Annotated in this window: 11 protein-coding genes; 6 read left to right on the forward strand and 5 right to left on the reverse strand. The window is 71.5% G+C overall.

What is annotated here, in order from left to right:
- Nucleotides 1-111 precede the first annotated feature (111 nt).
- Nucleotides 112-1,482 carry a cystathionine beta-synthase gene (locus AWQ68_RS10040; RefSeq protein ID WP_066938166.1) on the forward strand — a complete coding sequence of 457 codons (1,371 nt, stop codon included), beginning with the start codon at nucleotides 112-114 and terminating at the stop codon, nucleotides 1,480-1,482.
- Between the two features lie 83 nt (nucleotides 1,483-1,565).
- The gene (locus AWQ68_RS10045) at nucleotides 1,566-2,705 is read left to right on the forward strand and encodes a cystathionine gamma-synthase (protein WP_066938169.1); all 1,140 of its coding nucleotides are present in this window, start codon (nucleotides 1,566-1,568) and stop codon (nucleotides 2,703-2,705) included.
- 4 nt (nucleotides 2,706-2,709) lie between these two features.
- On the opposite strand, the gene AWQ68_RS10050 is transcribed toward AWQ68_RS10045, so the two are convergent.
- The 4 genes from AWQ68_RS10050 to AWQ68_RS10065 form a co-directional block, all read right to left on the reverse strand.
- The gene (locus tag AWQ68_RS10050; protein ID WP_066938171.1) at nucleotides 2,710-3,144 is read right to left on the reverse strand and encodes a hypothetical protein; all 435 of its coding nucleotides are present in this window, start codon (nucleotides 3,142-3,144) and stop codon (nucleotides 2,710-2,712) included.
- 66 nt (nucleotides 3,145-3,210) lie between these two features.
- Nucleotides 3,211-5,178, reverse strand: coding sequence for a vWA domain-containing protein (locus AWQ68_RS10055; RefSeq protein WP_066938174.1), 1,968 nt, complete (start codon nucleotides 5,176-5,178; stop codon nucleotides 3,211-3,213).
- A gap of 72 nt (nucleotides 5,179-5,250) precedes the next feature.
- Entirely contained in the window at nucleotides 5,251-6,102 is an 852-nt protein-coding gene (locus AWQ68_RS10060; RefSeq protein WP_066938177.1) for a hypothetical protein, read from the reverse strand.
- Between the two features lie 91 nt (nucleotides 6,103-6,193).
- Nucleotides 6,194-7,603, reverse strand: a complete 1,410-nt coding sequence (locus tag AWQ68_RS10065; protein ID WP_157545090.1) for a sigma 54-interacting transcriptional regulator — start codon at nucleotides 7,601-7,603, stop codon at nucleotides 6,194-6,196.
- 174 nt (nucleotides 7,604-7,777) lie between these two features.
- Between AWQ68_RS10065 and AWQ68_RS10070 the strand changes: the two genes are divergently transcribed.
- Nucleotides 7,778-8,947 carry an FIST signal transduction protein gene (locus AWQ68_RS10070; RefSeq protein WP_066938179.1) on the forward strand — a complete coding sequence of 390 codons (1,170 nt, stop codon included), beginning with the start codon at nucleotides 7,778-7,780 and terminating at the stop codon, nucleotides 8,945-8,947.
- Between the two features lie 124 nt (nucleotides 8,948-9,071).
- Here AWQ68_RS10070 and AWQ68_RS10075 read toward each other — a convergent pair whose 3' ends face one another.
- Nucleotides 9,072-10,436, reverse strand: a complete 1,365-nt coding sequence (locus AWQ68_RS10075; RefSeq protein WP_066938182.1) for a pyridoxal phosphate-dependent decarboxylase family protein — start codon at nucleotides 10,434-10,436, stop codon at nucleotides 9,072-9,074.
- A 228-nt stretch (nucleotides 10,437-10,664) separates the two neighbouring features.
- Here AWQ68_RS10075 and AWQ68_RS10080 point away from each other — a divergent pair, with 228 nt between their 5' ends.
- The 3 genes from AWQ68_RS10080 to ilvA all read left to right on the forward strand — a co-directional run bounded on the left by AWQ68_RS10080 (nucleotide 10,665) and on the right by ilvA (nucleotide 13,301).
- Nucleotides 10,665-11,237 (forward strand): RNA polymerase sigma factor, encoded by a 573-nt coding sequence (locus tag AWQ68_RS10080; protein ID WP_245655836.1) that lies wholly within the window; start codon nucleotides 10,665-10,667, stop codon nucleotides 11,235-11,237.
- Entirely contained in the window at nucleotides 11,234-11,917 is a 684-nt protein-coding gene (locus AWQ68_RS10085) for a hypothetical protein (protein ID WP_066938183.1), read from the forward strand. Before AWQ68_RS10080 ends, AWQ68_RS10085 begins: the two co-directional genes overlap by 4 nt.
- A 169-nt stretch (nucleotides 11,918-12,086) precedes the next feature.
- Complete coding sequence (gene ilvA / locus AWQ68_RS10090) at nucleotides 12,087-13,301, forward strand: threonine ammonia-lyase (RefSeq protein WP_066938186.1); 1,215 nt, start codon at nucleotides 12,087-12,089, stop codon at nucleotides 13,299-13,301.
- The last annotated feature ends 75 nt before the right edge of the window (nucleotides 13,302-13,376 follow it).

Here is a 13,376-nt window from a genome sequence, read left to right on the forward strand (position 1 = left end):
GTTTGTGACGGTACCTTTTGGTAGAGAAACTAGCCCAGTTCCGGCCACCCCCTCGGGATGACGGCTTCAGGCAGGCTGACAAAGCTTCGGTAAACCAAGGCGGTCTTCGCGGTGCACGTACACGATTCCCTGATCGAGCTCATAGGTGACACTCCGCTCGTTCGGCTGCGGAAGGTCACGGCGGGGCTGCCCGCCCAGGTGCTCGCCAAAGTCGAGTACTTCAACCCTGGCGGGTCGGTGAAGGACCGGATCGCGCTGCGGATGGTCGAGGCCGCGGAGCGGAGCGGCGCGCTGAAGCCCGGCGGCACGATCGTCGAGCCGACCTCCGGCAACACCGGCGTCGGCCTGGCCATCGTGGCGCAGGAGAAGGGCTACAAGTGCCTGTTCGTCTGCCCGGACAAGGTCGCCCAGGACAAGATCGCGGTGCTCCGTGCGTACGGCGCCGAGGTCGTGGTCTGCCCGACGGCCGTCTCGCCCGATCACCCCGACTCCTACTACTCGGTGTCGGACCGGCTGGCGCGTGAGACGCCGAACGCGTGGAAGCCCGACCAGTACTCCAACCCGGAGAACCCGACCAGCCACTACCTGTCGACCGGTCCGGAGATCTGGGAGCAGACCGAGGGGCGGATCACCCACTTCGTCGCCGGCGTGGGCACGGGCGGCACGATCAGCGGCACCGGTCGCTACCTCAAGGAGGTCTCGGGCGGCCGGGTCAAGGTCATCGGGGCCGACCCCGAGGGCTCGGTCTACTCCGGCGGCACCGGCCGGCCGTACCTGGTGGAGGGCGTGGGCGAGGACATCTGGCCCGCCACCTACGACACGACCATCTGCGACCAGGTGATCGCGGTCTCGGACCGCGACTCGTTCGCGATGACCCGCCGCCTCGCCCGCGAGGAGGCGCTGCTGGTCGGCGGCTCCTGCGGCATGGCCGTGGTGGCCGCGCTGCGGGTCGCCCGGAACGCCGGGCCGGACGACGTCGTGGTCGTGCTGCTGCCCGACAGCGGCCGCGGCTACCTCTCCAAGATCTTCAACGACGAGTGGATGGCCGACTACGGCTTCCTCACGACGTCCACCGACGAGGGCCTGGTCGGCGACGTGCTGAGCCGCAAGAGCGCGGGGCTGCCCGAGTTCGTCCACGTCCACCCGCACGAGTCGGTCGGCATGGCCATCTCGATCATGCGCGAGTACAGCGTCTCGCAGCTTCCCGTCATGAAGGAGGAGCCGCCGGTCATGGCGGCCGAGGTCGTCGGCTCGATCGTCGAGCGGGACCTGTTGGAGGGCCTCTACCGCGGGAAGGTCTCCTCCGACGATCCGCTGGGCGACCACATGTCCGCGCCGCTCCCGATGATCGGCTTCGGAGAGCCGGTCTCGCGGGCGGTCGAGGCGCTGGAGAAGGCGGACGCGGCCGTGGTCCTCGACGACGGCAAGCCGGTCGGCCTGCTCACCCGTCAGGACCTGCTCGCGTTCCTCGCGGCGAACTGACGCGTCCGGCCGGGACGACGAGATCGAGCCGGGCGGCGAATGGGACGTCGGGCTGTGAACTACTTGGGAAGGTTGCGTTCGCGATGAACGAAGGTTTCGAGACGCTGGCCATTCACGCCGGCCAGGAGGCCGACCCGCACACCGGGGCCGTCGTGCCGCCGATCTACGCGGTCTCCACGTACAAGCAGGACGGCGTGGGCGGGCTGCGCGCGGGCTACGAGTACAGCCGGTCGGCCAACCCGACCAGGACCGCGCTGGAGGAGTGCCTGGCCGCCGTCGAGGGAGGCGCCCGCGGGCTGGCGTTCGCCTCCGGGCTCGCCGCCGAGGACACCCTGCTGCGGACCGTGTGCGCCCCCGGCGACCACGTCCTGATCCCGGACGACGCCTACGGCGGCACGTTCCGGCTGTTCGCCAAGGTCCTGGAGCGGTGGGGCGTGTCGTACGAGCCGGTGTCGATCGGCGACGTGGACGCCGTCCGCGCGGCGGTGCGCCCCGAGACCAAGGTGATCTGGGTGGAGACGCCCACCAACCCGCTGCTCGGCATCGCCGACATCGCCGCGCTGGCGTCGATCGCCCACGAGGCGGGAGCGCTGCTCGCCGTGGACAACACGTTCGCCTCGCCGTACCTGCAGCAGCCGATCGAGCTCGGCGCGGACGTGGTGGTCCATTCGACCACCAAGTACGTCGGGGGCCACTCGGACGTGGTCGGAGGCGGCCTGGTGGCGGCGTCGGCCGAGCTGGGCGAGCAGCTCGCCTACCACCAGAACGCCATGGGCGCGGTGGCCGGGCCGTTCGACGCCTGGCTGACGCTGCGCGGGCTCAAGACGCTCGCCGTACGGATGGAGCGGCACTGCGACAACGCCGAGCGGGTGGTCGAGCTGCTGGCGTCCCACCCGAAGGTGACGCAGGTGCTCTACCCGGGGCTGCCCGAGCACCCGGGCCACGAGGTCGCGGCCAAGCAGATGCGGCGCTTCGGCGGGATGGTGTCGTTCCGGGTGGCGGGTGGCGAGCAGGCCGCGGTCGAGGTGTGCGACCGGACCAAGCTGTTCACGCTCGGCGAGTCCCTCGGCGGCGTCGAGTCGCTGATCGAGCACCCGGGGCGGATGACGCACGCGTCGGCCGCCGGGTCGCCGCTGGAGGTGCCCGCCGACCTGGTCCGCCTGTCGGTCGGCATCGAGACGGCCGACGACCTGCTCGCCGACCTGTCCGAGGCGCTCGGCTGACCGGTCAGGGCGTCGGGTTGAAGAAGACCATCAGGAACAGGATCACCAGCCAGATCACCGCGGCGATGCCGCCCATGGCGGCGATCCTGCCGATCTGAACCTTGGCGTCGTCCGGGCTCTCGCTCGTCAGAGCCCGGATGGCGGCGCCTTCGTCGCGTTCGATGAAGACCATGAGCGCGAGGGCCACCACGAAGAGCGTCATCGAGGCCGAGAGGTACGGCGCGCCGAGCTTGTCGCCGCCGAGGACCAGGCCGGTGGCGAAGACGCCCAGGGTCAGCACCCCGAAGATCCGGGTCGCCCGCTGCAGGTAGCGCAGGACCGCGACGTCACGCGTACGGATGTAGCGCGGGACGGAGCTGGTCACCGCGGTCAGCGGGCCGATGGCGAAGATCGCGAAGCCGATGTGGAGCCACAGCACCACCTTGCCGAGAAGCGACATGGGGCGAGGCTATCCCGTCTGGTCATCGGTTCGGGCGCAGGGCCGCCGCCGGGACGTCGGCTGTCGCTATCGGGCCCGGCGGCTGCGCAGGAAGTCGCTGACGACGTACTCGCCGAGGCGGTCGGCGCTGGGGGAGAAGACTCGGCCACCGTTGCGCCGGGCGACCTCGTCGACGAAGTCGCGCAGCCGCTCGTCGGCGGCCAGCATGAACACGTTGATGGTCGCCCGCCGCCGGGTCATCTTGTCGACCTCGGCGAGGGTGAGTTCGAGGGTCTCCGGGGACGGCGGCCAGTCGAAGCGGGGGACGCCGTTGCGCATCAGGTGGGCCGTGGGCTCGCCGTCGGTGACGACCAGCACGACCGGCTCGAAGTCCGGGTGCCGGTCCAGGTGGCGGCCGGCGATCAGCAGCGCGTGGTGCAAGTTCGTGCCCTGGACCATGTCCCATTCCAGCCCGGCCAGCTCGTCGGCCCGCAGCACCCGCGCGTAGTTCGAGAAGCCGATGATCTGCACGGCGTCCTGCGGGAACTTCGAGGTCACCAGCGCCTGCAGCGCCAGCGCCGTCTGCTTGGCCGCCGCCCAGGTGCCCCGCAGGGCCATCGAGTACGACAGGTCCACCAGCAGGCAGACCGCCGCCGCCGATCGGCGCTCGGTCTCCACGATCTCGAAGTCGTCCGCGGAGAGGGAGATCGGGGCGCCGCCGCCGCGCCGTACGGCGTTGACGATCGTGCGGACCACGTCGATGGGCTGCTCGTCGCCGAACCGCCAGGGGCGGGTGGAGCCGGTCAGTTCGCCGGCGGCGCCGGCGTCCCGCTGGTCGTGGTCGCCGCGGCGGCTGGACTCCAGCGAGGAGAAGGCGCGGCGGAGCGCGGTCTCGCCGAGGCGGCGTACGGCCTTGGGCGTGAGTTCGAGCTTGCCGCGGTGGCGGCGGAGGTATCCCTGGGACTCCAGCTCGCGCTCGATCTGGCGGAGGGCCTCCAGGTCGTCGACCGCGGACCGGCCGAGAGCACGGCGGACCGCCTCCTCGTCGATGTCGTCCAGCCGGGCCCCCGGGTAGTCCTGCCGGAGGGCGGACTCCAGCTCGCCGAGGTCGGCCAGCTCCTGCAGGGCCGTCACCGCGTCGCCCATGCCCATCGGGTCCTCACCGGAGAACCGTTCGGGGGTGTCCCAGGCGAGATCGGGGCGGCGGGCGTAGAGGCTCTCGCCGAGCCGGTGCATCTGCTCCGACAGCCCGGCCTGCTCCAGGGTCTGCTCGATCAGCCCGGCCAGCTCGGCCCGCTGCTCGGGGGTGAGCGACGCCAGCAGCCGTTGCGCCGCCGCGGCCCGGCGGGCGAGTTGGTCGACGAGCTCCTCAAGGTTGCGCGGGTTCTCTGGGAACATGTCCCGGTATTTCCGCATAAATTCCGCGAAGTCGTCGGGGGTGTGCTCTCCGCGGGCGTCCCGTTCGAGCATGTCGTTGAGGTCGGCCAGCATGTGGCGGACCCGCTCCATGGCGGCCGGGTCGGGGTTCGCCAGGGCGTCGCGCATGCCGCGGAACTGACTGTCGAGGATCTCCCTGCGCAGCAGGTCGCGCAGCTCCTCGAAGGTGCGCCGCGCCTCCGGCGAGCGCCAGTCGTAGGAGGCCAGCTCATGGATCGCCTGCGAGGTGTCCGACGGCAGCGCGTCGAGGAGCGCCTCGCGGAAGCCCGTGTCGTCCGAGGGGTCGGCGCCGGGCCGGCCGTCGGCCTCTCGCCGCAGCTCGGCCCGTTCCTGCCCGATCGCCTTGTCGAGCAGGGCGCGGGCCTGCTCCAGCGTTCCGTCGAGCCGGGACCCCGAACGCAGCTCGCGACGGCGGCGCCGCACCTGGTGGAGCAGGTCGTCGAGCCCGCGCCGCTCCGGAGCGCCGGGCAGGCCGCGCCGCAGCAGGTCGCGCAGCGCGTCGACAGGCGTGGCCCCGGACAGGACGGCGTCGCCCATCTCGTCCAGGGCCTCACGGACGTCGTACGGCGGAGCCAGTGGATCAGGCCCGTCGTGATACTCCCCGTACCGGTAAGCCACGCCACCACGCTACCCGCTACGCGGCCGGGCCTCCGGTCCCCGGACGGGCATGAACGCCTGTCCGGGAGCGTGTCACCCGCAGGTGTCGCCCTGGCAGGGGAAGACCTCGCGGATCTCCATCAGCTCGCGGCTCGACTTCAGATAGTCCACCTTCACCTGGATCGTCTTGAGCGCGCGCAGCGCGCGGGTGAGGTCGGCGGCCGTGCAGCGCCGCGTGCCGACGCCGTTCCGGTCGGCGCTGGTGGGCTGCTGCGAGTTGTCGGCGCAGGACCGCCCGGTGCGGTAGAAGACCACCGTCCCGTTGTACGGCAGTGTGACCGGGGCGCCCGCCTTCTTCGTGAAGGAGTAGCCCATGGTCGGCACCCGCTTCACCTTGTAGGGCGTGAACGTCACGGCGCCCCGCCCCAGGGAGGCCATGCCGAACGCGGTGGTGGGGTCGTCCGGCGGGTAGAGGAACTCGCGCACCTGGGTCGCGACGCCGGTGGCCGTGTCGTACGTGACCACGGCCGGGACGAGGCCGAGGCCGAGCGTGAACGACAGGTCCTTGTCGGTGCAGCGGGTGGTGCCGAGGCCCTTGGCGTCGACCGCGACGGCGCCCTCGGTCTCCTTGAGGTCGCAGGCGGTGGTGACCCGGCGATAGTCCAGCGACGAGCCGTACGTCACCCGCGCTTCCTTGGCGGAGGGAATCGGCTGGAGGCGGTACAGCTTGCCCGCGCGCGTCGCCTTCCTCGGGCTGACGATCATCGCGCCCGCGCCGTCGGGGCGGGCGAAGCCGTAGACGGTGCGGGTGGAGGCGGCCTGGACGGCGCCGGCCGAGCTCGTCGTCCGCTCGGCCGTGGCGCCCTGGGCCGCCTGGGCGCAGCCGGTCAGGGCGACCGCGACCAGGGCGGTGATCGAGAGCGGGACGCGACCTCGCGTGATCATGATTGGGGCTCCTCTGCTCGTCAGCGATCGATGCGCTGATTGAGATGGCCCCGTCGCCGGAAAAGTTGTCCGGCGGAAGGTCACGATCAGGTCATGTCCGGTAGACGCCGCCCCCGGCCAGCTCGTCCTTGGAGAGGCGGCGCATGAGATACAGCCCTTCGAGCGCGAACTCCAGGGCCGCCGCGGCGTGGCCGGGGGACTCGTCGCCCTCGCCCATGCCCAGCGCCGACATGATCCGCGCCAGGCCGTCCACCCGGCCGATGCGGCGCAGCAGCTCGGTGGCGGGCACCGACTCGCCGGACTCCACCTGCGCGCCCTCTGAGAACCGGGCGAGCAGCGCGGACAGGTCGGTCCCGCCCAACGAGCCGCGGAACGTCTCGGCGGTCGCCCGGCGCAGCAGGTGGGCGAGGACCTCGACCTCGCGCCCCTCCTCGCTCACCTCGAACTCGACCTTGCCGCGCAGCGTGTGGACGACGCCGGGCAGGTCGCACACCCGGGCCACGGCGCGCTCCTCGCCCGCCAGCGCGGCCCGCCGTACGGCCGAGGCGGCGGCGGTCTCGGCGGCGGCGATCGAGAACCGCGCGGAGACGCCGGAGCGGGCGTCCACCGCGGAGGACTCGCGTACCAGCCGGGTGAAGCGGGCGATGATCTCGACGAGGTGGTCGGGGAGGTCGGCGCCGAGCTCGCGCAGCCCGGCCTCCTGCAGGATCAGGACCAGCTCGTCGGCGATCGTGCGGGGATAGTGCGTACGGATCTCCGCGCCGAACCGGTCCTTGAGCGGCGTGATGATGCGGCCGCGGTTGGTGTAGTCCTCGGGGTTGGCGCTGGCGATCAGCAGGATGTCGAGCGGCAGGCGCAGGTTGTACCCCCGGACCTGGATGTCGCGCTCCTCCAGCACGTTGAGCAGCGAGACCTGGATCCGCTCGGCGAGGTCGGGCAGCTCGTTGACCGAGAAGACACCTCGGTTGGTACGCGGCACGAGGCCGTAGTGGACGGTCTCGGGGTCGCCGAGGGTGCGGCCTTCGGCGATCTTGATGGGGTCCACGTCGCCGATGAGGTCGCCCACGGAGGTGTCCGGGGTGGCGAGCTTCTCGCCGTAGCGGTCGTCGCGGTGCCGCCAGGACACGGGCAGGTCGTCGCCGTGCGCGGCGGCCAGCCGGCGGCACCGTACGCAGACCGGGGCGTAGGGGTGGTCGTTGATCTCGCACCCCTTCACCACCGGCGTCCACTCGTCGAGCAGCCCGGCGACGGTGCGGATCAGCCGCGTCTTGCCCTGGCCGCGTTCGCCGAGGAGGACCAGGTCGTGGCCAGCGATCAGCGCGCGTTCCAGGTGCGGGAGTACGGAGTCGTCGAAGCCGACGATGCCGGGGAACCGCGGCTCGCCGGAGCGCAGCCGGGCGAGGAGGTTCTCGCGGATCTCGGCCTTCACGGTCCGGTGGACGTGTCCACTCTCGCGCAGCTCGCGCAGAGTGCTGGGAGCGGGTGCGAGCGATTCGTGCACGGAGTCGAGACTACGTCGCGGTCGGCAGATCCGGCACCTCGGTACGCGTCGGGATCCCGACTATTGCGTGACGACTATTGTGCGTTGAACCCCCCGCAGTGGGGAGAATCGGGCAAGAGGGCAATTCGGGACACAGTGGTGACCCGGGGAGTGTCGACAGGAGGAGGCGAGACGATGGCGGTTTTGACAAGCCGATTCGCCGATGGTCTCGCCGTGGGCACGGATCTCGTGGAGACGGCCGAGGCGGCCATCCGGCAGGCCCTCGCCGGTCTGTCCGGACGGCCCGATCTGGTGTGCTTCTTCATCTGCGGGGACGATGCCGACGACGTCACGCGGGCCGGACAGCGCGCCATGTCCCTGGTTTCGGGCGCGCACGTGATCGGGTGCAGCGCCACCGGCGTGATCGGAGACGCGCAGGGAGTGGAGCTCCGGCCGTCGGTGAGCGCGTGGGCCGCCTCCCTCGGCGACGCCGAGGTGACGACCTTCGCCCTGGAGACGCTCCGCACCGAGGACCGTTTCGTGGTCATCGGCCTGCCCGAACGCGGGCCCGAGGACAAGGTCGCGATTCTGCTCGCCGATCCCTACAGCTTCCCGACGGACGCGTTCGTCGAGCACTCGGCCGAGGTGCTCGGCAACCTGCCGATCACCGGCGGCCTCGCCAACGCCCTCGCGGGCCGCGACTCGGTACGCCTCTTCGCGGACGGCGAGACGTACACGGAGGGCGCCATCGGGGTCATCCTGGGCGGGCCGGTGAAGGTGAGCACCGTGGTGAGCCAGGGCTGCCGCCCGATCGGTCCGACGATGGTGGTCACCCGGGCCGAGGACAATTTGCTGCTTGAACTGGCCGGCCAGCCGGCGCTCGCCCGGCTCGAGGACATTGTGAGCGGGCTCGGTGAGGCGGACCGTGAGCTGGTCGCCTCCGGGCTCCAGATCGGCCTCGCCATGGACGAATACGCCGAACGCCACGAACGCGGCGACTTCCTCATCAGGGGCGTGCTCGGCATCGACCCCGAGCAGGAGGCGGTCGCCATCGGGGACGTCGTGGAGATCGGCCGGACCGTCCGCTTCCAGGTCAGGGACGCCGAGACCGCGGACGAGGATCTCTACCACATGCTCGACGAGCACGTGAACACCGGCGGCCGGGTGGATGGCGCGCTGCTGTTCTCCTGCAACGGGCGCGGGTCGGCCATGTTCGGCTCGGCCGACCACGACGCCCTCGCCGTACGGGACACGCTGGGGCCCATCGGCGTGGCCGGGTTCTTCGCCGCGGGAGAGCTGGGCCCGGTGGCCGGGCACAACCACGTGCACGGATTCACCGCGTCCATCCTGGTCTTCTCGTCGTAGAACGCGTTGCCGGGGGCTCAGGGGCGGCTTTCGCGGCGCGGCGCGCGTTTCGCGATGGCGAGACCGGCGGCCAGGCAGGTCAGCGGAATGGCGGGAATGACATAGCGGACATGCTTGCCCGAGGTCACGGGCGGGCGAGCCGCTCCAGCCGTTCGTGCAGGTGGTCCACGTAGTCCTCGGACTCGGGCTTCATGAGGACGCTGCGCAGGATCCGGGCCCCGTCGGCGTCCTGGACGATCCCCGGGTGCCGGGCCACCATGGCCTCCGCCCCGACCCGGAACGTGCTCACGAAGACCGGATCCTCGGCGTCCGCCATGCCCTCCTGGAGGATCCGGGCGCTGGCGACGTCGATCCGGCTCAGCGCGGCCGGCCGGGTGACGGGGAAGTAGCCGACGATGTCCAGCTCCGGCCGCTGGTACAGCTCCAGGTGCTCGGACTTCTCGATCAGGTCGGCCCAGCGCAGCGCCGCGCGCCGTCCGGCGGCCAGGACCGCCCCAAGTCCGTCCCGGGTGGGAGGGAGGAGCTGGAAGGTGAGCCACAGGGCGGCCGCGGCGGCGCCCGCCCGGGAGCACTCCAGGCTGATCTCCCCGAGGTGCAGTTCCTCCGACGTGAAGTAGGTGTACGGCGAGTCGTGGAGGTAGAAGCGGCCCACGGACGGGTCGCGGAACAGCACCGCGCCGCAGCCGTACGGCTGGAGCCCGTGCTTGTGCGGGTCCACCACCACCGAGTCGCACTGGGTGATCGCCCGCCAGGGGGCCTCGGGCAGGCCCTCCGGCCCGTCCGCGCCGGCCAGCAGGGTGAAGAAGCCGCCGTAGGCGGCGTCCACGTGGATCCGTACGCCGTGGCGCTCGCGCAGGGCGAGCGCCTCGTGGACGGGATCGACCGCTCCGAGCCCCGTCGTGCCGGTGGTGAGCACGACGGTGCCGACCCGCCCCTCGCGCAGCAGCTCCTCCAGGGCGTCGAGGTCCATCGCGCCCCGCGCGTCCACCGGGACCAGGTGCCCCTCGATGCCGAGGACGCCGCACATGCGGCTGTGCGTGTAGTGGGCCTCGGCGCTGTAGGCGACGCCCCGGCCGGGGTGCAGCTCCCTGGCCACGAAGAGCGCCTCCAGGTTGGCGATGGTGCCGCTGGTGGTGAGGTGCCCCAGATGGGTGTCGAACCCGAACATCGTCGCCAACTGGGCGACCACCTCGCGCTCCATCGCGGCGGTGGCCGGGCCGCCGTCCAGCGCGTGGTTGTTGGGATTGATCAGCATGGCGGACAGGTAACCCACGACCGCGGCCGGGTGCGGCGGCTTGAGCATCTGCCCCGCGTACCGCGGATGGAAGAACGGATAGTTGTCCCGCAGCCGCTCGCTGAACAGCGTGAACGCCGCGCTGAAACGCTCGTCGTCGACCAGCAGCGAGGGGTGTGGCGTGACCTGTCCGAAGGCGCGGGACCAGGCCTCGTTGGCGGTCACGGCCTGGTCGAGCCAGTGTCGCAGGTCCATGGAGCACTCCTGACGGGGTCGGGTCCGGCCATGCCGCCGGGCGGTGTGGCGCACGAGCCCCGGCGAGCGGGCCTCGGGTTCCCGTCGCGCCGCCCCGGAGGCTTCATTTGGCAACAAACAAAATAGGCGTCGTGGCCGTCGGCACGCCAGAGCGGAAGCCCTGTAACGGTCGGTATGGGTTCGTCCAAGCATGGTCGTATTCGGACGGACGACCAAGGAGAGACACCGGTGCGCCTGAAACAAAAGGGATTGGCGGACATCGCCGATGATCCCGAGGCGTTCGAAGCCTTCTACCGGCGCCATTTCGAAGCCGTGACCCGGTTCCTCGCGAGGCGGGTGGGGGACCCGCACGCGGTGGCCGACCTCACGGCCGAAGTGTTCCTCGCGGTGTTCGACTCCGCGCATACCTACCGCCCCGGAAAGGGCAGCGAGATCGCCTGGCTCTACGGCGTGACGCGCAACACCCTCCTGGCCGAGCGGCGCCGCTCGGCCAGGGAACTGCGCGCGAACAGCCGGATCGCGGGGCGGCGGCTGCTCGACGGCGACGACATCGCGCGCCTGGAGGAGCGGATCGACGCGGAGTCCCCGGCCCGGCGGGCCATGGACGCCATGGCCGGGCTGCCGGAGAACGAGCGGGCCCTCATGGAGCTGGTGGCCGTGGACGGCCTCAGCCCGGCGGAGGCGGCGGCCGCCCTCGGCATCCGCCAGGGGACGGCCCGCGTCCGGCTCCACCGCGCGCGCCGCGCGCTCCAGAAGATCCCCGGCGTCCTGCCGCCACTCATCATGGAAGGACAGCGATGAACGAAACCTTCGAAGACCGCCTGCTCGCCGAGCTCAAGACCGAGATTGCCGCCCGGCGGCAGGCGCGGCCCGCTCCCGCCGGGCGCCGGACGACCGGTCGCCGGTTCTTCGCCGCCGCCGGAGTCCTCGGGGTCGCCGCGGCCACGGCGGTCGCCGTGCCGGTGGTGATCGGCTCCGGCACCCCCGCGTACGCGCTGACGAAGAACCCCGACGGCTCGATCAACCTCAAGATCCACGAACTTCGGGACCCGGACCAGGTCGAGAAGGATCTGGCCGACATGGGCATCACGGCCGACATCACCTATCTGCCCCTGGGCAAGTGGTGCGGCAACCTCCGGGTCACGCCTGTGAAGGGTGACAATTTCTCGTTGACACCGGAGGAGATCACGAGCAAGGACCCGGCCGTGAAGGCGAGGATGCGAGAGAGGTTGGAGAGCTCGCCCTCCTACAAGGCCGTCGAGATGCGGAACGGCATCACGATCCATCCCGAGTACATCAAGCCGGGCCAGATCGTGATGATCCAGGTGGCGGAGAATCCGGTGGAACCCACGGTGGACAACCCCGGTGTCAACTGGCAGGTCGCCGGCATGTTGTCGGCCGGGCCGGTCAAGCCGTGCCAGGTGATCGACGAGCCCGGCGCGTTCGAGATCGGCGACGCCACCCCTCCGCCCGGTAGCTGACCGCTCCCGGCTCACCCGTTGGTGCGATCTCCTGGGTGGCGCCCGATCGGGGACCGACGACGGCGTGGAAAGGCCGAAGACGCGATGCCGCCCCCTCTCGGGTGAGCCCTGTGCGACACGGGGTGGGTGGGCCGCATGGCGACTGACGGCCGGGTGGCAGACTTCCGCCATGGGTGTCCCACAGGTGTCGTACGACGACGTCGTCGCCGCACGCAAGGTTCTCGACGGGGTGATCGTGCAGACCCCGGTCGTGCAGTCGCGGGTGCTGTCCGAGATGCTCGGCGGCCCGGTCCGTCTCAAGTGCGAGAACCTCCAGCGCGCCGGGTCCTTCAAGGTGCGCGGCGCGTACGTCAGGATCGCGCGGCTCACCGACGAGGAGCGGGCCAGGGGCGTGGTCGCCGCCAGCGCGGGCAACCACGCCCAGGGGGTCGCGTTCGCCTCCGGGCTGCTGGGGGCGAAGTCGGTGGTCTACATGCCCGAGGGCGCCCCGCTGCCCAAGGTCGAGGCCACCCGGGCGTACGGCGCGGACGTGGTCTTCGCGGGGCAGACGGTGGACGTGGCGCTCCAGGCCGCCAAGGACGACGCGGAGCGGTCGGGGGCGGTGTTCATCCATCCCTTCGACCACCCCGACGTGGTGGCCGGGCAGGGCACGATCGGCCTGGAGATCCTTGAGCAGTACCCCGAGGTCGGCACGATCGTGCTGCCGATCGGCGGCGGCGGCCTCGCGGCGGGCGTGGCGCTCGCGGTGAAGTCGCTCCGACCGGGCATCAGGATCGTCGGCGTCCAGGCGGAGCGGGCGGCGGCCTACCCCGAGTCGCTCGCCGCCGGCCATCCGGTGATGGTGGAGCCCATGTCCACGATGGCCGACGGCATCGCGGTCGGCCGCCCGGGGGAGCTGCCGTTCGAGCTGATCCACTACCTGGTGGACAGCGTCGTGACGGTCTCGGAGGAGACGCTGTCCCGGGCGCTGCTGCTCTGCCTCGAACGCTCGAAGCTGGTCGTGGAGCCCGCGGGGGTCGCCGGGGTGGCCGCCCTGCTCGACCATCCGCACGCGTTCGAGCCGCCGGTGGTGGCGGTGCTGTCGGGCGGCAACATCGACCCGCTGCTGCTGGCCAAGGTCCTACGGCACGGCCTCGCGGCGGCGGGCCGCTATCTCGCGTTCCGGATCCGGCTGACCGACCGGCCCGGCGCCCTGGCGGCGTTGCTGGCCAGGCTCGCCGACCTCGGCGCGAACGTGCTCGACGTGGTGCACGAGCGGGTCGCGCCGCGCCTGCACATGGACGAGGCCGAGGTCCTGCTCCAGTTGGAGACCCGGGGGCCCGCGCACTGCGACGAGGTCCTCGGGGCGCTGCGCCGCGACGGCTACAAGCTCATCTTCGGCTAGTGCGCTGTCCGCGGACGTTCACCGGGATCGAGGGAGCGGAGCGGGCTTCGCGAGGACCGCGGGCTCCTTCCGGCA

The sequence above is a fragment of the Microtetraspora fusca genome, assembly GCF_001570365.1.
GTDB lineage: Bacteria > Actinomycetota > Actinomycetes > Streptosporangiales > Streptosporangiaceae > Microtetraspora > Microtetraspora fusca.

Coding starts and splice junctions, on each gene's coding strand:
- AWQ68_RS10045 (WP_066938169.1), top strand. CDS start 1,566: ATGAACGAAGGTTTCGAGACGCTGGCCATTCACGCCGGCCAGGAGGCC.
- AWQ68_RS10050 (WP_066938171.1), bottom strand. CDS start 3,144: ATGTCGCTTCTCGGCAAGGTGGTGCTGTGGCTCCACATCGGCTTCGCG.
- AWQ68_RS10060 (WP_066938177.1), bottom strand. CDS start 6,102: ATGATCACGCGAGGTCGCGTCCCGCTCTCGATCACCGCCCTGGTCGCG.
- AWQ68_RS10070 (WP_066938179.1), top strand. CDS start 7,778: ATGGCGGTTTTGACAAGCCGATTCGCCGATGGTCTCGCCGTGGGCACG.
- AWQ68_RS10075 (WP_066938182.1), bottom strand. CDS start 10,436: ATGGACCTGCGACACTGGCTCGACCAGGCCGTGACCGCCAACGAGGCC.
- AWQ68_RS10085 (WP_066938183.1), top strand. CDS start 11,234: ATGAACGAAACCTTCGAAGACCGCCTGCTCGCCGAGCTCAAGACCGAG.
- ilvA (WP_066938186.1), top strand. CDS start 12,087: ATGGGTGTCCCACAGGTGTCGTACGACGACGTCGTCGCCGCACGCAAG.